Source organism: Streptodolium elevatio (genome assembly GCF_053592165.1).
In genome coordinates this window covers 419431-439971 of record NZ_JBSFVE010000003.1, presented here as the reverse complement: position 1 = coordinate 439971, position 20541 = coordinate 419431, and the positions used below count along the sequence as shown (strand labels likewise).

General features: G+C 71.4%; 20 protein-coding genes. 9 read left to right on the top strand and 11 right to left on the bottom strand.

Going from position 1 to position 20541, the window contains the following annotated elements:
- Positions 1 to 119: 119 nt before the first annotated feature.
- Positions 120 to 743, top strand: a complete 624-nt coding sequence (locus tag ACWD12_RS09580; protein ID WP_358356069.1) for a TetR/AcrR family transcriptional regulator — start codon at positions 120 to 122, stop codon at positions 741 to 743.
- A gap of 46 nt (positions 744 to 789) precedes the next feature.
- Here ACWD12_RS09580 and ACWD12_RS09575 read toward each other — a convergent pair whose 3' ends face one another.
- Entirely contained in the window at positions 790 to 1368 is a 579-nt protein-coding gene (locus ACWD12_RS09575; RefSeq protein ID WP_358356067.1) for a helix-turn-helix domain-containing protein, read from the bottom strand.
- Between the two features lie 115 nt (positions 1369 to 1483).
- Between ACWD12_RS09575 and ACWD12_RS09570 the strand changes: the two genes are divergently transcribed.
- On the top strand, positions 1484 to 2191 hold the full coding sequence (locus ACWD12_RS09570) for a B3/B4 domain-containing protein (protein WP_450099035.1): 708 nt from the start codon (positions 1484 to 1486) through the stop codon (positions 2189 to 2191).
- A gap of 12 nt (positions 2192 to 2203) precedes the next feature.
- Here ACWD12_RS09570 and ACWD12_RS09565 read toward each other — a convergent pair whose 3' ends face one another.
- On the bottom strand, positions 2204 to 2608 hold the full coding sequence (locus ACWD12_RS09565) for an ATP-binding protein (RefSeq protein ID WP_450099034.1): 405 nt from the start codon (positions 2606 to 2608) through the stop codon (positions 2204 to 2206).
- A gap of 66 nt (positions 2609 to 2674) precedes the next feature.
- Here ACWD12_RS09565 and ACWD12_RS09560 point away from each other — a divergent pair, with 66 nt between their 5' ends.
- Positions 2675 to 3712, top strand: coding sequence for a Scr1 family TA system antitoxin-like transcriptional regulator (locus ACWD12_RS09560; protein ID WP_450099033.1), 1038 nt, complete (start codon positions 2675 to 2677; stop codon positions 3710 to 3712).
- Positions 3709 to 3915 (top strand): DUF397 domain-containing protein, encoded by a 207-nt coding sequence (locus ACWD12_RS09555; protein WP_450099032.1) that lies wholly within the window; start codon positions 3709 to 3711, stop codon positions 3913 to 3915. Before ACWD12_RS09560 ends, ACWD12_RS09555 begins: the two co-directional genes overlap by 4 nt.
- A gap of 76 nt (positions 3916 to 3991) precedes the next feature.
- Here ACWD12_RS09555 and ACWD12_RS09550 read toward each other — a convergent pair whose 3' ends face one another.
- Entirely contained in the window at positions 3992 to 4318 is a 327-nt protein-coding gene (locus ACWD12_RS09550; protein ID WP_450099031.1) for a hypothetical protein, read from the bottom strand.
- A gap of 271 nt (positions 4319 to 4589) precedes the next feature.
- Between ACWD12_RS09550 and ACWD12_RS09545 the strand changes: the two genes are divergently transcribed.
- Positions 4590 to 5279 (top strand): restriction endonuclease, encoded by a 690-nt coding sequence (locus tag ACWD12_RS09545; protein ID WP_358356056.1) that lies wholly within the window; start codon positions 4590 to 4592, stop codon positions 5277 to 5279.
- A 125-nt stretch (positions 5280 to 5404) separates the two neighbouring features.
- Here ACWD12_RS09545 and ACWD12_RS09540 read toward each other — a convergent pair whose 3' ends face one another.
- The 3 genes from ACWD12_RS09540 to ACWD12_RS09530 form a co-directional block, all read right to left on the bottom strand.
- On the bottom strand, positions 5405 to 6613 hold the full coding sequence (locus tag ACWD12_RS09540; RefSeq protein ID WP_450099030.1) for a cytochrome P450: 1209 nt from the start codon (positions 6611 to 6613) through the stop codon (positions 5405 to 5407).
- Complete coding sequence (locus ACWD12_RS09535) at positions 6603 to 7484, bottom strand: tRNA-dependent cyclodipeptide synthase (RefSeq protein WP_450099029.1); 882 nt, start codon at positions 7482 to 7484, stop codon at positions 6603 to 6605. The genes ACWD12_RS09540 and ACWD12_RS09535 overlap by 11 nt, the downstream gene beginning before the upstream one ends.
- 339 nt (positions 7485 to 7823) lie before the next feature.
- The gene (locus ACWD12_RS09530) at positions 7824 to 11258 is read right to left on the bottom strand and encodes a BTAD domain-containing putative transcriptional regulator (protein WP_450099028.1); all 3435 of its coding nucleotides are present in this window, start codon (positions 11256 to 11258) and stop codon (positions 7824 to 7826) included.
- A gap of 169 nt (positions 11259 to 11427) precedes the next feature.
- On the opposite strand from ACWD12_RS09530, the gene ACWD12_RS09525 reads away from it, so the two are divergent.
- The 3 genes from ACWD12_RS09525 (at position 11428) to ACWD12_RS09515 (ending at position 14721) form a co-directional block, all read left to right on the top strand.
- Positions 11428 to 12567, top strand: a complete 1140-nt coding sequence (locus ACWD12_RS09525) for an alkene reductase (protein WP_450099072.1) — start codon at positions 11428 to 11430, stop codon at positions 12565 to 12567.
- 49 nt (positions 12568 to 12616) lie between these two features.
- Positions 12617 to 12760 (top strand): hypothetical protein, encoded by a 144-nt coding sequence (locus tag ACWD12_RS09520; protein ID WP_450099027.1) that lies wholly within the window; start codon positions 12617 to 12619, stop codon positions 12758 to 12760.
- A 134-nt stretch (positions 12761 to 12894) separates the two neighbouring features.
- Complete coding sequence (locus ACWD12_RS09515; protein ID WP_450099026.1) at positions 12895 to 14721, top strand: AMP-binding protein; 1827 nt, start codon at positions 12895 to 12897, stop codon at positions 14719 to 14721.
- A gap of 107 nt (positions 14722 to 14828) precedes the next feature.
- Here ACWD12_RS09515 and thpD read toward each other — a convergent pair whose 3' ends face one another.
- The 4 genes from thpD to ectA all read right to left on the bottom strand — a co-directional run bounded on the left by thpD (position 14829) and on the right by ectA (position 18044).
- Positions 14829 to 15743 (bottom strand): ectoine hydroxylase, encoded by a 915-nt coding sequence (thpD, locus tag ACWD12_RS09510; RefSeq protein WP_450099025.1) that lies wholly within the window; start codon positions 15741 to 15743, stop codon positions 14829 to 14831.
- Complete coding sequence (locus tag ACWD12_RS09505) at positions 15743 to 16138, bottom strand: ectoine synthase (protein ID WP_450099024.1); 396 nt, start codon at positions 16136 to 16138, stop codon at positions 15743 to 15745. Before ACWD12_RS09505 ends, thpD begins: the two co-directional genes overlap by 1 nt.
- 34 nt (positions 16139 to 16172) lie before the next feature.
- Positions 16173 to 17453 carry a diaminobutyrate--2-oxoglutarate transaminase gene (ectB, locus tag ACWD12_RS09500; RefSeq protein ID WP_450099023.1) on the bottom strand — a complete coding sequence of 427 codons (1281 nt, stop codon included), beginning with the start codon at positions 17451 to 17453 and terminating at the stop codon, positions 16173 to 16175.
- A gap of 75 nt (positions 17454 to 17528) precedes the next feature.
- Positions 17529 to 18044, bottom strand: coding sequence for a diaminobutyrate acetyltransferase (gene ectA / locus ACWD12_RS09495; RefSeq protein WP_358358203.1), 516 nt, complete (start codon positions 18042 to 18044; stop codon positions 17529 to 17531).
- An 841-nt stretch (positions 18045 to 18885) separates the two neighbouring features.
- On the opposite strand from ectA, the gene ACWD12_RS09490 reads away from it, so the two are divergent.
- Complete coding sequence (locus ACWD12_RS09490; RefSeq protein ID WP_450099022.1) at positions 18886 to 19473, top strand: hypothetical protein; 588 nt, start codon at positions 18886 to 18888, stop codon at positions 19471 to 19473.
- A 75-nt stretch (positions 19474 to 19548) separates the two neighbouring features.
- On the opposite strand, the gene ACWD12_RS09485 is transcribed toward ACWD12_RS09490, so the two are convergent.
- Positions 19549 to 20451, bottom strand: coding sequence for an IclR family transcriptional regulator (locus tag ACWD12_RS09485; protein ID WP_450099021.1), 903 nt, complete (start codon positions 20449 to 20451; stop codon positions 19549 to 19551).
- Between the last annotated feature and the right edge of the window lie 90 nt (positions 20452 to 20541).

Here is a 20541-nt window from a genome sequence, read left to right as displayed (position 1 = left end):
GTTGTCCTCTTCTCGTCCGGCTCTCGTCCTCTGCAGGTGTAGAGCCCCGATGCTCATGACTCTACACATGTAGTGCCGAGATTCTCTACGCCTGTAGTGATGATTGTTAGGGTGGGGCCGTGACCATCGGCAAAGGCGCACGCCTGGACCTCATCGGCGACACCGCCGTCAACCTGCTCGTCGAACGCGGCATGCGCGGCCTGACCCACCGCGCGGTCGACGAGGCCGCCGGGCTCCCCCCCGGTTCGACCTCCTACTACGCACGCACGAGGGCGGCCCTGCTCGAAGTCACGTTGGCCCGGATGACCGTGCGCGAGGCGGGGGAGTTCGCCGAGGCGATGGCGTCCGAGGGGGCCGACGGCAACCCGCCCGACCTCGCCGCGCTGCTGCCCACCAGTCGGGAGGCCGTCGTCGACCTGCTGGCGGACATCGTCAGCGAGGCGATCCGCCAGGGCCGGGACCAGAAGATCGCCCGCTACGAACTGGCCCTGGAGGCCACCCGGCGGCCGGAGTTGCGCGGCGCGTACGACGAGGCCGGACGCGCGTTCCGCGAGGCGTCCGTCGGCATCATGGCCGCGATGGGATCGCAGGACCCGGTCCGGCACGGCCGCTTCCTGGTCGCGTGGTGCGAGGGCATCATGTTCGACTCGATCGCCGGCGCGGGGTGGTCCGTCCCGCCGTCACGCACCGACATCGCCGCGGGGCTCGGAGAATTGCTCGACGGCATGCTGCGCGCGGTCTGAGGCAGCCGCGCGGCGCGTGGCAATGCAGACACCCGAACCGGGCCGACTAGACCGGCTGTTGCCGCTGCGGAACGAGCACCACGCCGGTGTATTCGGTCACTTCGCCACCGAGGTTGGCGTACGCGTGCGGGTGGTCGGCCGCCATGCGCAGCGCGTGGCCGGTCGGCAGCACCACCTCGCGGTCCGCAACCGTCACCGTGAGGGTGCCGCTCAGTACGTGCAGCAGCTCGACGGTCCCGGCCATGTGCGCCTCGCTCGCGTGCCGCTCGCCGGGCAGCAGGCGCCAGTGCCACAACTCCGCCCCGACCGGACGCGAGACCCCGGTGGCCAGGGTGCCCGAGCCGCCGTCCGGGCCGGTCCACAGGACGGACTGCTCCTCGGGGGCGGCGGCTTGCAGCAGCAGCGGTTCGGGCGCGCTCAGCAGGGTGGTCAGCGGTTCGCCGAAGGCGTCGCACAGGCGTACCAGCGTCGCGAGGTTCGGGTTCGAGCGGCCGTTCTCCAGCGACACCAGCACACCCTTGCTGACCTGTGCGCGCGTCGAAAGGACGTCGAGGCTCCAACCGCGTTCCTTGCGCAGTGCGCGTACGCGGGCGGCGACCGCCTCGACGATGGCCCTGTCGTCCACGTCGTCTGCCTCCGCACTCGTCGTCCCATGCCGCCGACCCGCCGGCTCTCAGCTCGGCCCGCGGTCGGTTAATGCTACCGTAGAGTTCATCAGAACGACCGGAGGGAAGCCCGGCATGCCCACCACCCCCGACCTGGACCGGGTCGTCGCGAGCGTGCTCGTGGACCCGGCCGTCCACGCCCTGCGCCCCGACTTCGCGGTCCTGGTGGTCGCGGTGGACGGCCTGCCCGGCGGTCCCGCCGACGCCTGGTCCGGTGGACTCCTCAAGGCGGCCGCGGAGAGCGCGGCCGACCTCGACGTCACCGCCGACCCGCACATCGCGGCGTGGCGCGAGGCGTACACCGCCTTCGGCGCCAAGCCGAACCGTACGCGCAACAGTGCCGAGGCCCTGATCCGCAGGGCGGGCGCGGGTCTCCCCGAGGTCAACCGGATCGTGGACGCGTACAACGCGGTCAGCGTCGCCCACCGCCTGCCGGTCGGCGGGGAGGACCTCGACGCCTATTCAGGTGCACCGCGCCTGATCCGCGCCACCGGCACCGAGACCTTCGAGACCGTGGCCAACGGCGAGCCCGCCGTGGAACATCCGTCGGCGGGCGAGGTGGTCTGGGTGGATGACCTGGGCGTCACCTGCCGCAGGTGGAACCACCGGCAGTGCACGCGCACCCGCATCACCGAGGCCACCATGCGGGCCCTGTTCCTGTTCGAACGCCTCGCCCCGATGCCGCTCGACGCCGTGCAAGCCGCTGCCGACGAACTGCTCACCGAGTTGGCCGCGCAGTCGCCCGCGCTCCGCACCGCGCGTCGTCTCATCGGCCCTGTGTAGTCGCACTCGAGGTCAGATGCCCGGCTCGTAGTCGAGCGTGGCGGAGACGGCCTTGCGTCCCTGTCCGACGGAGTGGACCTCCAGGGTGCCGCCCAACAGGACGATCAGGGGTAACCCCCGCCCGCTCGTGGCGTCGTCGGTGAGGTGGGCGAAGCAGCTGTCCCCGTGGGGCAGTTGCGGGACAAGGGTCGGAGCGTGGTCGACGACCTCGACGAACCAGCACGCGCGGTTCGCGTACACCGACAGCACCATGCCGTCGCCGGTGGACGCGTGCCGTACGGCGTTGGTGACGAGTTCCGAGGCGACCAGCGTCGCGACGTCCTGGTCCACGCCGAGGAGACCGGCGACGTTGGTGATCGTGCCTCGGGCAGCGGCGACTGCTCTGGACTCGCACGGCAGCCTCAGGCGGAAGACCAAGTCGGCGTCTCTACCCGTGTGTTCAGCGTGCACGGCACCCCCCAGGGGCTGGGTGGGCGATGCGTCGTGGAAACGATCTTGCATCGCATGGTGATTGCGTGGTGGCTTTCCGTAACCTTCGCTGACCATATCGCAAGGCAGATAGATCGAAATGCCAATTACGAGAAATATTTCTCCATGCTGGTCAGTCCTTGCGTCCGCGCGACACACTGTGTCCGTCATCGCAGCGCAGATGCAGGGGGCACCGTGGCCAGGCCGCAACCAACCGTCCGCCGACGCCGATTGGGGCTGGAGCTTCGGCGCATTCGAGAGGAACGAAAGCTCACTCTCGAACAGGCCGCGAAGCTGCTCGAACGGGTGCCGTCCGCCATCAGCAAGATCGAGAACGGCAAGCAGGCGCTACCTGCGCGGGATGTCCCGTTCATCCTGGACAAGTACGAGGTCCTCGACACCGAAGTGCGTGAGCACCTCGCGCAGTTGGCTCGGCGAGGCACTCAGCGCAATTGGTGGCAGGACTACCGCGACGTTGTCCGGGACCCCCTTGCGGACTTCCTCAACCTGGAAGAGGACGCGAAGGAACTCGGCGTCTTCGACGGCCTTCGCATCCCCGGCCTGCTGCAAACCGAGGAGTATGCCACTGCGGTCGTGGAGGCCAGCCGCGCCTGGCGCACGGCCGAAGAGATGCGGCGGTTCGTCGAGTTGCGGATGGCCCGTCAGAACGTGCTACGTCGGCCAGAGCCCTTGCAACTCTGGGCTGTCATGACGGAGCAGGTTCTGATCCAACGCGTGGGCGGTGTCGAGGCCATGCGGCGTCAGCTTGCTCACCTGCTCGACGTGTCCCACAGCCACCCGAGCATCACCATCCAGATCCTGCCGCCCGCTGCGGGCGCGCATGGTGGGATGGACGGGCCGTTCTCGATCATGCGATTCGGGGGTCTGGACGCGGATATTGCGGTCGTCGAGAGTCTTACCGCGACGCTTTACCTTGAGGAGGACAACGAACTCGACCGCTACCGCACCGCATGGGAACACGTGAAGTCGGCCGCGCTGTCCCCAATGGACAGCCGAGCGGCCATCAAGCGGATCATCAAGGAGCTAGGTTGAACAGCCCTATCAACGTCGGTGTCGAGCGCTCCGGCACGGCATGGCACAAGAGCAGCTACAGCAGTGGCGGTGACAACTGTGTTGAGGTTGCCGGCCTGGAGGCCACGGCCGGTGTGCGTGACACCAAGGCGCGTGACCGCGGCCACCTGGAACTGGGCCCGCACACCTGGCGCTCGTTCCTGGACACGCTCAAGCGCGGCTAGTCCCGCCGCGCGCCACCGACGGCTGGACCGTACACGCGTGGATCGTCCGGTCCGGCCGTCCGTAGGCGCGCTCGGATCAGGAACCCGCGGCGACCTCGTCCGCCGCTCCGCGGTCGGCCAGCAGATACGACGCGACCGCGACCGACCCCGCCGCCGTGAACACCGCGGGCCAGGCGCCGATCTTCTTCGCCAGCGGATGCGAGACACCGAACGCCGCTAGGTAGAGACCCGTCAGTCCGGCCGCGACCGGTACGCCCGCGGCGTCCTTCCAGCCCCTCGCCGCCACCGCACCCGCGCCCGCGAGCACGACGCCGCCCAGCGGCCGCCGCTTCGAGAAGCGCGCCACCGCGTACCCGCCGACCAAGCCCAGCCCTGCCACCGCGGCACCCGGAACACGTCCCACGACCCGCACCCACTCTCACCCGGGCGGCGCCGGCCGCCAGCGAACAATTCCCCTCGAACGTACCTCGGCCCCGATCGGCCCCCGCCGACCACCCCAGGAGGCCACCGGGCGGGAAGCGGCCGAAGGCGTTTGCGAGGGGACGGCCGACGGGGTGGAGAGAGCGCAGGGCAGCAGACCCGGCCCCGAACGCTCCGGCGATCAACAGGCCTTCCCTTGCGACCGGGTGGCGCTCACACTGCTGTGGAGGGTGTCGATCCGGTTGGGGGCCGCCATGGCAGGCGGGCGGGGTACGGAAGGGCTCGGGGCATCCGAGCTGGTGTTGGTGGGCGGCGCGCTCGTGGTGGCCGTCGCGTTGGTCTACCGGGTGTCGGGCTGGCCGTACGCGCTGGCCGCGCTGGTGGTCGGAGTCCTGGGCGGTGCAGCCTGGTTCGCGGTACGGACCGATCGTCGCGTACGAGCAGCCGACCACGAATGGCGTGCCGAGGACGCGGTCGCCGCCGGGCGCCGCACGCTCGACGAACTCGACGCGATGACGGGAACGCAGTTCGAGGAACACGTGGCCGACCTGTGCCGCCGCGACGGCTGCACGGAAGTGCGGCGCGTGGGCGGAGCCGGCGACAACGGCGCGGACGTACGCGGGCGCATGCCCGACGGCCGGACGATGGTCGTGCAGTGCAAGCGGTACGCGCCGAAGGCCGCGATCCCCGCCCGAGACCTGCGCGAACTGCGCGGTGCGCAGGTGCACTTCGGGGCCGACGTCGCCATCCTTGTGACCACGAGCCGCTTCACGCGCCAGTCGACCGCCTTCGCGGTCGACAACGGCATCATCGCCATCCATCGGGACTTCCTCGGCCTGTGGAACAACGGCACGCGACTGCCGGTCCTCGCCGCGCTCAACGGCGCCGGGCAGGGCGACCGGCGGCACCGCGAGCGCTGGAAGCGGACGTACGACGACCGCTGAGCCGCAACGCGGGCCCGGGGCCGCCGACGGCCGAACGCGTGAGCGCGACCCCGCCGGAGACCGGACGGGGCCGCGCACGACGGCGGACGACTACCAGGGCAACGGCGCCGGGCCGCCTTCGCCGGCTACCACATGACGTGCAGGCGCTCCGGCATCCGCTTCATGAACCCGGTACGCCAGACGATCTGCTCGACCGGCACGGCGAGCCGCAGGTCCGGCATGCGCGCGATCAGCGTCTCCAACGCGATCTCCGCGTGCTTCTTGCCGAGGGCCGTCGCCGGGCAGTAATGCTGGCCGCCGCCGAACGACAGGTGGGTGTCGCTGTTCGCGCGGGCGATATCCACAAGGTGTGGATCGTCGAACGCCTCGGGGTCGAAGTTGGCGCCCTCCACCAGGACCAGCACCAGTTCGCCCTTCCTGACCTCGACGTCCCCGAGCTTCACGTCCTCCAGCGCGACGCGCGGGAGGCCGTCACCGATCGACAGGTTGACGCGCAGCAGTTCGTCGACGGCGCCCGGGATCTTCCTGCTGTCGTCCCGCAGTTCGGCCCACACCTCGGGGTGCTGGAGCAGTGAGAACACGGCCATCGTGAGGAACGCCGACGTCGAGATCACCCCCGCGCCGAACATGGTGACGCCGACCGTGGCCAGCATCTCGTCCGTGAGGTGGGCGTAGTCCGGGTTCCCGCGCAACGCCGCGATCTCCGCCATGAGCCCGGTGGTGGCCGGGTCGTCGAGGCGTTCGACCATGTACGCCATGTCGTGGTCCCAGTTCAGCTTCGCCCCGGTCACCGGGCACGCCGAGTTCATGAACGCGATGTCGAGGCTGGCCGCGAGCCGCGGCGCGTCGGCGAGCGGGATGCCCAGGATCCGGCAGTGCAGCGCCTCGGAGTACGGGTTGGCGAACCGCGACCGCAGGTCGACCGGCGCCCCCTGCGCGAACAGTCCGTCGACCAGATCGGCGGCGTACGCGCGCATCCACTCCTCAAGGCCCTTGCTCTTCGGGCTGATGGCCTTGAGCACCGCTTTGCGCAGCCCCACGCCCGTGATGTTGCCCATGTTGTTGACGACCTCGGGCGGAATCGTCAGCGCGTACTGCCGCGGCGCGCCGGGGGCCGACGTGTCCTTGAGGCTGAAACGCCGGTCCTCCAGCACCTGCCTGCACAGCGCATAGGAGGACACGAGCCACGCCTCGTCACCGGCTATCGTCCGGACCCGCTTCACCGGCTCCTTGCGCAACATCGCGATCTCGTGGGGGAGTTGGTCGCCCCGCCAGGAGAACGGAAAGTCGACGGGCGCGCCGGCGGGCTGGGGCGGCAGCGTCTCAACGGTCATGGCGGTTGCCTTCCGTGGCGATGGCGATGGCGGTGGCAGTGGCGGTGCTTTCAGAAGTGGTGTCGGCGGCAGCGGATGCGGCCCGGGATCCGCCGAGAGATCCGGTCAGGGACACGGCGACGGGCCTGTCGTGCGGTCCCTCGGTCGGCTTCACGATGGCGTGCCCCTGATTGCGCGAGGCCCGCAGTCCCGATCCGCGCGAGTACAGCAACTCGGCCATCGGCAGGAGCTGGTGGTAGCAGTTGAGCGAGGAGGGCACGTCCAGAATCGCGGGTGTGTCCAGGAACAACGGCGCCTCGGCGCACACGTACTTCAGGCACACCTCGCGCTGTTCCGCCGTCGCCGCTCTGCCGTCGAGGACCTTGGAGGATAGGAACGAGTCCACCAGGGCATCGCAGGTGCGGACGAATTCCGGGTCGTGTTCCAAAAGTTCGGATATGTGCTCGTGGATGGCCCGATAGGCCGGGTTGTCGGTGAACGCCGACATGGGGTGCGAGCGGAGCCGGCCCCCGTGCGGACCGACGGCCTCCACGGCGCCGGTCACCTTCGCCCGTACGCCCCGCAGGTTCTTCACCGCCTTGCGCCGCGCGTCGTCGGCCGGATAGCCGAGGGCTTCGTACATCTCGGCGACGTGCAAGTCGGTGTAGATGAGGTCGACTTCACCGAAGTTGGCGACACCCCAGCGGGCCAGGTCGATCACGCGCTGGGCGGAGAAGTAGCTGTTCCCCGGCGACACCCCGATGACGGCGTGGTCGCCTTCCTCGCGGATCACCTGGCAGTGGGGTGTGTAGGGCTCGACGTCGAAGACTCGGGCCGCCGCGCCGGCCATGGGGAGGGACGCGGGTTCGAGGATTCCGGTCGCTGTCGTCAACGATCATGTCCTTCGCGGCACCGCTAGTCCCTGGGAGCCCCGTGCTCCCGGTGTGGCGGCACCGCGCCCAGTCCATATTCGGATGCGGAGAGTGTCAACGAGGCCACGATCCGGAAGCGAAGATTCCTACGAGAGCCCGGCCGCGGGGTCTTGCCGGAGGTGAACTCCCTGGTCAGAGCACTGCGACCGAACCTCGGGCGCAGGACGGCGGCAGGGCTCGCCGGCCGACGCGCGGAGCCCGCTCGGCGTGCCGCGCCGCATGCCGCGGATCGACGGCGTGGATGTTTGGAGGTTCCGACAGTGCGTATACCCGGCCGTCTCGATGGCCCGCGGCTGCGGTCAGTTCGTGGCCGGAAACGTACGCCGAACCAGGTCCACGGCTTGTGCCGGAGCGAGTTCGGCACCGCGACGGAACGCGGTGCCGAAGTCGTCGTCGCCGAGCACCTTGACGGCTGCCGCGGTGATGCGGTCGACGTCGGTGCGTTCCGCGGCGGGCAGCGGTGCCCCGACGCTCTGCCGCGACGCGTCCGCAGCGCCGAGGAGTACGGCCGCCCGTTCCGCGCCGTCCCGATCCGCGGTCAGCGACGCCGCGCCCGCGAGGCCCTCCAACGACAGTGCCAGTGCCCGTGGTTCGTCCATCGCGAGGGCGACCTCCAGGCCGATGAGATGTTGTACGGCCGCTCGCTCCCGGTGGCCTTGCTGCTCGGCGGCGAATCCGAGTTCCGACCGGCGCAGGTGGACGCCCGCCGGAGCGGCGATGTCCGCGTACGCCTTGAGCAGATGGATCAGACGGCGCTCGGCGTCGTCGAGGTCGCCCGCACGTCGCGCTCCGAGCGCGAGCCCCATCTCGGCGTGCACCTTGCCCAGCATGTAGCCCTGGGAGGACGCCAAGTGCAGTGCCTCCTCATGGAGTTCCCTGGCACGCGCCCAGTCATGGGTGAACAGCGCGAGCCTGCCGAGCCCCGACAGCCGGGCCGCGATCTCGGCGGACAACCCCAGTTCCCTGGCAATACGCAGCCCGTCGTGCTGCCGACGGGACGCCTCCGCGTAGTCCCCTCTGATCTCGGCCAGCGAGGCGAGCGGTGAGACGGTCTGCAACTCGCCCCAGGAGTCCCCGAGTTCCCGGAACGTTGCGGCGGCCTCCAGACCCGCGGGCGCGAGCGCGTCGAGGTCTCCGGCGGCGAGCGCGTTGGTGGCGCCGAGTGCCAGCGACGCGGCTGTCGTCCACCGGTCGTCGGCGACTGTGGCCATGTCCAGGGCCCGGGCGTTGGCCGCACGGCTGGCGGCCGGATCGCCTGCGTTGAACAGTGCGTACGCGAAGAGCCAAACCGCTCGGGCGCGGCGCACCGGGTCCTCGATCGCCGCCTCGGGGCAGGTGCCGGAGGCCGACCTGTCGCCGGTGAGCAGGACGAATGCGCCGCGCAGGACATGGAGTTCGGCGATTTCGACGTCTTCGACGATTTCGGCGTCTTCGGCGGCAGGCGCGGAATCGGTACCGCCGTCGGAGGCGACATCCTCGGGCGTCGTCCTCCGCGGCCCGGCGGCCGGGACCGCGTCCGGGACCGGGGCCAGGACCGCGTCCGGGACTGCGTTCGGGACTGCGCACAAGACCGCGTCAAGCGCGCGCCGGCCCTCGGTCAGGTGTCCGCGCAGCAGCCACCACCACGCCAAGGCCCGGGCCAGGCGGACGGCTGTACGGAACCTGCCCCGGCGTACCGCCTCGTCGAGCGAGGCCCGTAGGTTCGCCGCGTCGGCATCGAGGCCGACCAGCCACTTCCGCTGGTCGGCGCCGCGCAGTCCGTGCTCCGCCGCTTCGGCGAGTGCCAGGTGGTGGTCCAGGTAGCGGTCCCACACCGGTCCCGGGTCCTCCGCCTCCGCGAGCCGCTCCCGCGCGTAGGCCGCCACCGACTCCAACAGTCGGTAGCGTCCGCCCGCGGGGCCGTCCACGGCGACCACCAGCGACCGGTCCACGAGCCGCGACACGACGCCGACGACATCCTCGCGGCGTACCTCCGCATCGGCGCAGACCGACTCGGCGGCGGCCAGCGTGGAGCCGTCGCTGTGCACGGACAGCCGCCGCAGCACCGCCCGTTCCGGCTCCGAGAGCAGGTCCCAGCTCCAGTCGAGCACCGCGCGCAGCGTCTGCTGCCGCGCCGGGCGGGCGCGCAGGCCGCGGTCGAGAAGGCGGAAGCGGTCGTCGAGCCGGGCCGCCAGTTCCGCGACGCCGAGCGAGCGTACGCGCGTGGCCGCGAGCTCCAGCGCCAGGGGAATGCCGTCGAGTCGGCGGCAGATCTCGGCGATCGTCGCACGGGTCTCGCCGACGGCCCCGGCGAGCGACAGGCCGGGCGCGGAGGCCGTCGCCCGGTCGGCGAACAGGCGTACGGCGTCCTCGGGTTGCAGCGGTTCCACGACGTGGACCGTCTCACCGGCGATTCCGAGCGGCTCCTGACTGGTGGCCAGGACGCGCAGTCCCGGGGCCTGGTGCAGCAGGAACTCGGCAAGCTCCGCCGCCGGTTCGACGACGTGCTCGCAGTTGTCCAGGACAAGCAGGTCGCGGCGATCACGCAGCGCCGTGGCCAGGTGGCCGAGTGGTGTCCCGGATGCCCCGAACCCGGGGGGCAGGGCCGGTGCGTCGTCGCGGATGCCGAGTACGGACGCGATCACCTGGGCCAACTCGTCCGCGTCCCCCCGCCGCCCGGCGAACTCGACGAGCCAGACGCCGTTCGGGAATTCCTCGGGGGCGGCCCTGCCGGAGCGGGTGGCGGCCTCGACCGCGAGGCGTGTCTTGCCCACGCCGCCCGGGCCGGTCAGCGTCACGAGCCTTGAGGTGTCCAGGAGTTGGCCGACGTCTCGAAGGGAGTCGTCGCGCCCGATGAGAGGCGTCAACGGTGTAGGGAGATTGGTCGGCGGGGTCGTGGGCCGCGTCGGTGCGACAACCGGCTGCGCCTCGGTCGCCGACGCCACAGCCACAGCCACAGACACAGCCGGAGTCGGAGCGGCGGTGACTGTTGCGGCGGTGGCCAGCGCCGGGTCCTGCCGCAGGATGGCGTCGTGCAGCGCGGCGGTCTCGGGTCCGGGATCGAGCCCCAGTTCGTCCGCGAGGCGGGTGCGGAGATCGGCGTACGAGGCCAGTGCCTCGCCCTGACGTCCCGCCAGGTAGAGCGTCCGCATCTGCACCGCGCGCAGGCGTTCGCGCAGCGGATGGCGCTCGACTAGGCCGGCGAGTTCGCCGGTGAGCAAGGTGTGGTCACCTGATTCGAGGCGGGCCTCGGCCTGTTCCTCGACGACGGAGAGACGCTGCTCGGTCAGCCGGTGTGCGGCGGCGCGGGCGAACTCCTCGTCCGCGAAGTCGGCGTACGCGGGCCCGCGCCACAGCCCCAGCGCCTCGGTGAGCAGGTCGGCCCGTACGCCCGGATCGGCGGCGCGGCGGGCCTCCGCCACCAGCGACCTGAACCGGTCCGCGTCGATCTCGTCGCCCGTGTCCCCGTCGTCGGCAGGGCGGTCGAGGTGCAGGCGGTAGCCGGGTGCCTGGCGTACCACCCGCTCCCGGCCCAGAGCACGCCGCAGTTGGGAGACCTTGGTCTGGAGCGCATTGGCGGGGTTGCCCGGCGGTTGGTCGCCCCACAGGTCGTCGATGAGCCGGTCGGCGGAGACCGGACGGCCCTCGTGCACCAGCAGATCGGCCAGGAGCGCACGGACCTTGGGCTCGGCGACCTTGACCGGGGTTCCGTCGCGGTCCCACACCATGAGCGGACCAAGCACCCCGTATCGCATGAGATCACCGTACATAGCGCAGGTAGGAGGCCCGTCAGCGGATCATCAGCGCTTCCACAGCGCCGCCGCGCACAGTCGTCCCGTGAACACCGAGACGAACACCCTCGCAACCGCCGCTCCCACGACCACCACCACGGCCACCACCCCCGTCCCGGGCGCAGCGGCCTCCATCGCCACGGCCGCCGACACCGCCGGAGCCTCCTCCGCCGCCGAACGCGGCCTCTTCGACACCGACGCCCGCCTCGGCGCCCTCACCCTGCCGAACCGCCTGGTCATGGCCCCGATGACGCGCAACCGCGCGGCGGCCGACGGCGTCCCGCAGGCGATCATGGCCAAGTACTACGCCCAGCGCGCGTCGGCCGGGCTCATCATCGCCGAGGCCGCCACGCCCAGCGCGGTCGGCATCACGTACCCGAACATCCCCGCGATCCACGCCCCCGAGCACGTCGTCGGCTGGCGGCGCGTCACCGACGCGGTGCGCGAGGCCGGCGGCCGAATGTTCCTCCAGATCCAGCACGGCGGCCGCATCGGCCATCCCGACAACAGCGGCCACATGCCGGTCGCGCCTTCGCCGGTCGCCCTCCCGGACACGATGTTCACGCCTGCCGGCCACCAGCCCTCCGTCGTCCCCCGCGAGATGACGGTCGACGAGATCCGTTCCACCGTCGCCGACTTCGCCGCCGCCGCGCGCAACGCCGTGGAGGCCGGGTTCGCCGGTGTGGAGGTGCACGCCGCCAACGGCTACCTGCTGCACCAGTTCCTCGCACAGAACACCAACCTGCGCACGGACGAGTACGGCGGCCCGGTCGCCAACCGGATCCGCTTCGTGACCGAGGTCGTCCGCGCGGTCGCCGACGAGATCGGCGCCGAACGCGTCGGCGTGCGCATCGCGCCCGGCCTGACCGTGAACGGCATCGAGGAGGGCGACACCGAGGAGATCTACCCGGCGCTGATCGCGGCGCTGTCCGAGATCGGTCCGACGTACCTGCACGTCGTCTTCGCGGACCCGGACAAGCCGCTCTTCCACGACATCCGCCGCCGCTGGTCCGGCACGCTTGTCGCGAACCCGTTCCTGGCGTGGGGCGAGCCGCTGCCCGCGGACGGCGGCAAGGCGCAGGCCGAACGGCTGCTGGCCGCCGGGGCCGACTTCATCGCGCTGGGCCGCTCGTTCCTGGCGAACCCCGACCTGGTCGACCGCCTGCGCACCGGCGCGCCGCTCAACCAGGTCCGCGACCGGCACCTCATGTACGTCGGCGGCGAGACCGGCTACACGGACTACCCGACGCTCGCCGAGTCCCGGGCCGCATGAGCACGGCCCGCGAATCGGACTCGTCGACGACGACGCAGGGCGGCCCGGAATGCGCGTCGGCACACTGCCGGAAGGGATCGGTTTCCGGGCCACCGACGAAGTCCCCGGCCTGGCGGCCTTCCTGAGCTGCTCGACCGCCCACCACAATCTCCTCATCGAGCCCGCGCCTGTGCGGTTCCCGAACCACACGTGATGGGAGGTGGACGACGTCGACGACGAAGCCGGAGGTCTTCGACGACCTGCGGATCCCCCACAGTTGGGGCCGCCCGTGCCCGCGTCGTTCATCGAGCCCGACGACCTGACCGACCTCATGGCAGGAGGCCACTCGTGAGCGAGCACCACACCGACGGTCCGCGTCCGCTCGTCCTCGTCCCCGAAGACGTGCCGCGCATCGAGGCGGTACCGCTGGCCGAGCGCGGGCTCCCGGCGAACACCTACCAGTTGCTCCGGCGGTCCGTGCAGGCCACGCCGGACGCGCCCGCCCTCCACCTGCTCGGCGAAGACGGCGGGCCGTGGCGCGAGGCGCCGACCTGGACGTACGCCGACCTGCTGCGCCGCGTGCACCAGGCCGCCAACACCTTCACCGCGCACGGCCTGCGGCCCGGCGGAGTGGTCGGGATCATGCTGCCCAACAGCGGCCGGATGTTCTCCGTGCTGCTCGCCGCGGAGGCGGTCGGGGTCGCCAACCCGGTCAACCCGGCCCTCGGCGACGAGCACCTCGCGCACATCCTGCGGCTGACCCGAGCCGAACTCCTGGTGGCGGACGTACGCCTGCGCGAAAAGGCGGAACGTATCCGTGACATGGTCCCGTCGCTGCGCGAAGTCCTGCTGGTGGGCGGGGACTTCGACGAGGCCGCGGCGGGGCAGCCGGACGACCGCCTCGTCAACGGCCACGAGGCGCAACCCGGCGACATCTGCGGCTACTTCCACACCGGCGGCACCACCGGCGTCCCGAAGGTGGCGCCGCACACGCACGCGATGCAGGTCTACATGGCCTGGGCCCTCGGCTTCATCGGCGTGTACACCGGTGACGCGGTGGCGCTCGCCGGGCTGCCGCTGTTCCACGTCAACGCCCTGCACGTGACCGGCCTGGGCGCGTTCATGCACGGCCGGCCCGTGGTCAGCCTCGGCCCGCTCGGCTACCGCGACAAGGCGCTGACCGCCGACTTCTGGCACATCATCGAGCACTTCCGCGTCACCTCCTTCTCCGCGGTCCCGACCGTCTACGCCGCACTGCCTCCGGTGCCCGACGGCGTCGACCTGTCCAGCCTGCGCGCGGGAGCGGTGGGCGCCGCGCCGCTGCCCGGCCGGGTGCGCGACAGGTTCGAGGCGGAGGCGAAGGTGCCGATGCTGGAGGGGTACGGCCTGACCGAGGCGACCTGCGCGACCTCCGCCACGCCGCCGTTCGCGCCGCGTGCCGGATCGGTGGGACTGCGCCTGGCGTACCAGCACGTGAAGGCGGTGACCGTGGACGCGGACGGGCGGCCGGTCGCCGACTGCGCGCCGGGGGAGACCGGGGTGCTGGCCATCTCCGGGCCCTCGGTGTTCCCGGGCTACCTCGGCCCGGACGGACCCGACCCGGTCGGCAGCGTCTTCGACGGCTGGCTGCTCACCGGGGACCTCGGCGCGGTCGACGAGGACGGCTATGTCTTCCTGCAAGGACGCGCCAAGGACCTCATCATCCGCGGCGGGCACAACATCGACCCGATCCCGGTCGAGGAATCCCTGCTCGCCCACCCGGCCGTCACCGGGGCGGCGGTCGTGGGGCGCCCCGACCCGTACTCCGGCGAGGTCCCGATCGCGTACGTCACGGTGGGCGGCGAACCGGTGTCCGAGGCGGACCTGCTCGCGTGGGGCAAGGAGCACGCCCCCGAGCCCGCCGCCGCCCCCAAGGCGGTGCACGTCATCGACGCCATCCCGGTCACCGCGGTGGGCAAGCCGGCCAAGTCCGTGCTTGTCGCCGACTCCATCGCCCGCATCGTGGCCGCGGAGCTGGCCGCGTGCGCGCTCGACGGGAGCGTCGAAGTCACCGGTGCGGACGGGCGGTTCACGGCCGTCGTCAGGGGTACGCCGGGCTCGCCCGAACTCGCCGCGGCGCTGGAGCGCTATCCGTTCGACCACCGCGTCGTACCCGTCGACCGAGAGGACGCGTGACGGGCCGCGCTCCGGCACCGACGCAGGAGTGCAGGAAGTAGTGCGCGTCCGCGCCGCGCCGGGCCCCACCCCGGTCGCGGCACGGACAGCACAAGGCGCCGCCGGGGTCAGCCGACCGGGACGAACGAGCGCGAGGCGATGTGCTCGGGGCGCGGCGCCGGTGCGGCGAACGGCTCGACGAGGGTGTTCTCCACGCTGTTGTAGACGATGAACACGTTGGCGCGCTCGTACGGCGTGATGTTGCCGTTCGACCCGTGCATGCAGTTGGAGTCGAAGAACGTCGCCGACCCGGCCGGCCCGGTGGCCTGCGCGATGCCGTGCCGGTCCGCGAGCCGCCGTACGTCCGCAGGGCCCGGCGTGCCGACCTGCTGGTCGCGCAACGACACCCGGTGGTGCTCGGGCGGCGTGCGGCCGGGGCACGGCAGGAACGTGCGGTGCGAGCCGGGCATGATCATCAGCGGCCCGTTGCTCGGCAGGTTGTCGGTCAGCGCGATCGAGACGCTGAGCGCGCGCGGGCGGGGCATGCCGTCCTCGCTGTGCCAGGTCTCGAAGTCCGAGTGCCAGTAGAAGCCGTTGCCTCCGTAGCCGGGCTTGTAGTTGACCCGGCTCTGGTGGATGTAGACCTCCGAGCCGAGCACCTGCCGGGCGCGCGCCACCAGCCGGGGGTCGGCGGCGAGCCGGGCCAGCATTGGGCTGATGCGGTGGACTTCGAAGATCGACCGCACCTCGTCCGAGCCGGGCTCGCGGATCGCGCGCTCGTCGCGGCGCCCCTCGGGTTCGGTACGCAGCCGGTGCAACTCGCCGAGGAACTGCGCGACTTCGAGTGGATTGAGCAGCGACTCCGCGGTCAGAAAACCGTTTCTCCGATAGCCGTCCAGCTCCGCGGGGGTCAGCGGTCCGGGCGGCCCGCCGGACCAGACGACCGGATCGAGGCGCGGGGCCTCGACGTACGCGGTCGCCGCCTCGCGGGTCGGGTACGCGTCGACGGACGGCGCGCTCTCCGTGTCGGTTCGGATCGTCATCAGACCGCCTCCTCGGTCAGCAGGGGGTAGACCCCGTGTTCGTCGTGGACCTCCCGTCCGGTGCACGGCGGGTTGAAGACGCAGACGAACCGCATGTCGCCGGCGGGCCGCATGGTGTGGCGCTCGTTGCCGTCGAGGACGTAGAGCGAGCCGGGGCCGATGCGGTACCGCTCACCGGTTTCGTCGTCGGTCAGTTCGCCGTGGCCCTGGACGCAGTACACGGCTTCGATGTGGTTGGCGTACCACATGGATGTCTCGGTGCCCGCGTACATCACGGTCTCGTGCAGGGAGAAGCCGACGCCTTCGCGGGCCAGGACCATGCGGCGGCTGCGCCAGGTCTCGGCGCGCACGTCGCGCTCGGTGCCGTCGAGGTCGTCGATGGACAGGACGATCATGTGTGGGGTTCCTCGCAGTTCGTTCGATCGGGGGTCAGGCTGCGGTCGTCGTGGGCACCACCGCCCGGACGGCGTCGGCGAGCAGCGCGAGGCCCTCGTCGATCTCCGCGGTCGTCACGGTGAGCGGCGGCATGAGCTTCAGCACCTCGCCCCGGGGTCCGGAGGTCTCCACGAGCAGGCCGCGCTCGAACGCGGCGGCGCCGATCCGGTCGGCGGTGCCTGGGTCGTCGAACGTCAGGCCGCGGATCAGGCCGGCGCCGCGCGCCTCGGCGCCCAGCGGCGCGTACTCCTGGGCCAGCTCGGCCAGGGCGCGGCCGATCCGCTCGCCCGAGGCGAGCGTCTGCTTCTCCAGGGCGTCGTCGCGCCAGAAGTCGAGGGCCGCGGTCGCGGTGACGAAGGCCGGGTTGTGGCCGCGGAAGGTGCCGTTGTGCTCGCCGGGCGCCCACAGGTCCAGGTCGCGGCGGAACAGGGTGAGGGCCATGGGCAGGCCGTAGCCGCTGATGGACTTGGACAGGCACACGATGTCGGGCGTGATCCCGGCGGCCTCGAAGCTGAAGAAGGGACCGGTGCGGCCGCAGCCCATCTGCACGTCGTCGACGATCAGCAGGATCTCGTGCCGTGCGCACAGCTCGGCCAGACCGCGCAGCCACTCCGGACGGGCGACGTTGACGCCGCCTTCACCCTGCACGGTCTCGACGATGACGGCGGCCGGCTTGTTGAGGCCGCTGCCGCTGTCCTGCAGCAGCGTCTCGAACCACAGGAAGTCCGGGGTCTGGCCGCCGAGGTAGTTGTCGTACGGCATGGGCGTCGCGTGCACGAGCGGGATCCCGGCGCCCGCGCGCTTCATCGAGTTGCCGGTGACCGCGAGTGCGCCGAGCGTCATGCCGTGGAACGCGTTGGTGAAGCCGACCACCGCCTCGCGGCCGGTCACCTTGCGGGCCAGCTTGAGCGCCGACTCGACGGTGTTGGCTCCGGTCGGCCCGGGGAACTGCACTTTGTAGTCGAGGCCGCGCGGACGCAGGACGACCTCCTCGAACCTCTCCAGGAACGCCTGCTTGGCGGCCGTGGACATGTCGAGCGAGTGCGTGACGCCGTCGCGTTCCAGGTAGTCGAGGAGCGCGCGTTTGAGGTGCGGGTTGTTGTGCCCGTAGTTCAGTGCGCCCGCCCCGGCGAAGAAGTCGAGCCAGGAGCGGCCCGCGGTGTCGTGGATCCGGGCGCCCTGGGCGCGGTCGAAGACCGCGGGCCAGGACCGGCAGTAACTGCGTACCTCGGACTCGAGCGACGTGAAGACATCGGGCAGGGCGGCGGTGGTCATGGATCCTCCGGGGGGTGGGGGGCAAAGGTGGCGCTGCGCGAGCGCGTCGGCGAGGAGCAGGCTTCCGCTCACGGCTCAGCCCGCCAGGGACGCGAGGGGGCCGATCCGGAACAGGACCTCGGGCTCGTGCCCGCCGCCGGGGAAGTGGTCGGCGGTGAACAGGTCGCAGCGGGAGACCGGCATCGCGCGGTCGCGGCCGAACGCGTTGAAGAGCGCCATCGAGGCCGTGTTGTCGGGGGTGACGGTCGCCTCGACGAAGACCTGGCCGTGCGGCGCGCGCCGTTCGAGCAGCTCGCCGAGCATGCGGGCGGCGATGCCGCGGCCGCGAGCGTGGTCGGCGACGGCGACCTGCCACACCATCAGGGTGTCGGGTACGTCGGGGCGCACATATCCGGTCACGAAGCCGCACATGCGCCCGTCGAGGCGGGCGACGACCGAGGTCGCCGCGAAATCGCGGCACCACAGCAGGTAGTGGTACGCGGAGTTCAGGTCCAGCGTCCCGACCTCGCGGGTCAGGCGCCACAGCTCCGGCCCGTCCTCCACGGTGGGCGCTTCCAGGGTCAGGGCATCGGCACAACGTGTTTCAGCCATGCCACGGCAACTTACCGAGACGTCACTTCGGGGCCAGGGGCCCCGGGGGTTCCCTGGCGGCGCTTTGTCGGCCTACGGTTCACGCGCACCCGCACGCGTAGACCGGCCTCCGCGCAGGCAAACATCGAATCCGTGTCGGGGTGGTCCGCCGATCGCGCGAAACGGGAGATTCTCGTGTGCCAGGGACTTTTTTGACGGACGATCAGCGGACAATTCGGACGAGAATCGGGACGGATGACCACTCTTGCCGTGTGCCCCGCCCGTCGGCCCGGCTGTCGCCCGGGCGTGAGAATGTCGACAAAACGCGGCGCGGGGCGGGGTTGTTCGCTTTCGATGTGAGGATTGCCACCAGTTGTCCGTTCGACGTCGTGCGGGGGCGGGGCGCGGCGGCCGGGACGACCGTGCGGCGGACCGCGGAGGGCACGGTGTGGGCACCGTTTGGCGTATGTGAGGAGGCACGTGCCCCGTGGGTGCCGACCACGCCTTATCCTCGCTGTGCTGCCGTGTGGTTTCTTCCGGTGCGACGCCGGAACGCCGTGAGGCGGCGCCGCCCGGTAGTCCGGAGCCGGGCGTGCGGTCACTGGGCCGGACCCGTCCCACAGGAGTGTGCATGTCGATACCCCAGGGTGGCGGCTATCCGCCGGGACCTCCTCCTGGCGTGCCCGGACCGCCCGGCGGCGGATGGAACTACCCGGGACCTCCGCCTCCGCCCGGGGGGCCCGTGCCGCCCGGAGGGCTCGGAGGTTCGGGAGGCCCGCCCGGCGGCTGGCCCCCGCACGGCTATCCGCAGGGACCGCCGCCCCCGCCGGGCCGCGGCAATCGCACCGGGATCATCATCGGGGTGATCGCCCTCGTGGTGCTCGTCATCGGCGGCGTGGTCGCCGGCGTGCTGCTCACCCAGGGCGACGACAAGGGGAAGAAGGCCGATCCGACCCTGAGCCCGACGTCCGAGACCACCTCCAAGCAGCCCACGAGTCGCCCGCCGACCAGTGACGAGCCCACCGGGCCGACCACGCGTCCGGTGACGACGCCGCCCACCCGGCCGCCGTCGTCGTCCTCGGCCCCGCGGGGTTCGGTGCTCGCCAATCTGAAGGTGGACGACTGCATAAACAGTGTCGCCGGGAACTCGATCGTGGTGGACCCGATCCTCCCGGTCCCGTGTTCGAGTGCGAACTCGCACTGGAAGGTGATCTCCATCTTCCCGTCCGCGGATCCCACCGCCTGCGACAAGCTGCCCCCCGAGGACGGCTACGTGGGGCAGATCAAGGAGTTCAGCAGCGCGGGCCGCATGGCGTGCCTCGGATTCACCCGCAACACGACCCTCGACGACCTGAAGAACCTGGCGGGCTCGGCCGTCGCGAACCTGACCGAGGCCGACTTCGCGGCGCTGGTGCAGAGCTACAAGGACAAGGGCGTCGTGATCGAGTAGCACCGCTGCCCGTGCCGAACGCACTCGGCCCCCGACCGGTCGCCGGTCGGGGGCCGAGCCGTGTTCCGGGACGGTTCAGCGCGCGGCGGTGTCCCAGGGGTTGTGCCCGCCGAGGGCCTCGGTGGACGCGCGGCCGGCCGCGACCACGGCCGCGGTCGCGTCCTCGCGTTCGGCGGGGGACAGCCTGCGGTCCAGGACGGCGGTGAACAGGTACCGCTGGCGCCCGCGGCGGTCGAAGACCGGCGCGGAAATGCTCGACACCGGTACGCGCGGATCCTCCTCGCCCGGGACCTCGTACTCCCGAAATGTGGTCGGCGGCAGATGCGCGCACACCCTGCGGAGCACCGGCTCGGGCAGATGCGAGGACACGAGCTGCGCGACCACCGCGTGGCCGGTGTCGGTGGGCCCGCCCGCCCGTTCGACGACGTATCCGCGCTCGCGGGCGCCGGCGGCGACCGCGGCCAGTCGCCCGGGTTCGGGATCGAGGCGCACCAGCGGCTCGCGGGCGAGCCAGTCCTCCAGCACGCCGTCCGGGTTCCACAGGTGGTTGACGAGGCCGAGCGGCGGGACGAGCGGGAAGCGCTCGCCGACGAAGTCCCGTGCGTCGCCCTCGGCCAGCGTGCCCCGGCGGTCCAGGACGACCATGTCGTTCTCGACGTTTCCCACGATCAGGCAGCCCGCGCGCAGGCGTCCGTGCAGGCCGTCCAGGTACGGCCGCATCAGGTCGAGCGGGGCCACGCTGTTCTCCGCCGCGCTGCCCATGCGGAGCAGGGCCGGGCCGAGCGCGTACGCCTTGTCCTCGTCCCGTGTCAGCAGGCCGCCCGCGGTGAGACTGCCCAGGACTCCCAGGCAGGTGGGCTTGCTGAGGCCGAGCCGGGTGGCGATCTCGGTGAGCGTCAGCCGCTCGGCCGGGTGTTCGGCGAGCAGTTCGAGGATCAGCACGACGCGGTCCGCCGACGGGGACATCCGTTCCGCCATGGCGTGCGCTCCTTCCGCCAAACCAAGCCAAGCCAAGGCAAGCCGGGCCAGGCCAAGCCAGGACTGGTCGTTGACGGTGCGTCAGATTCC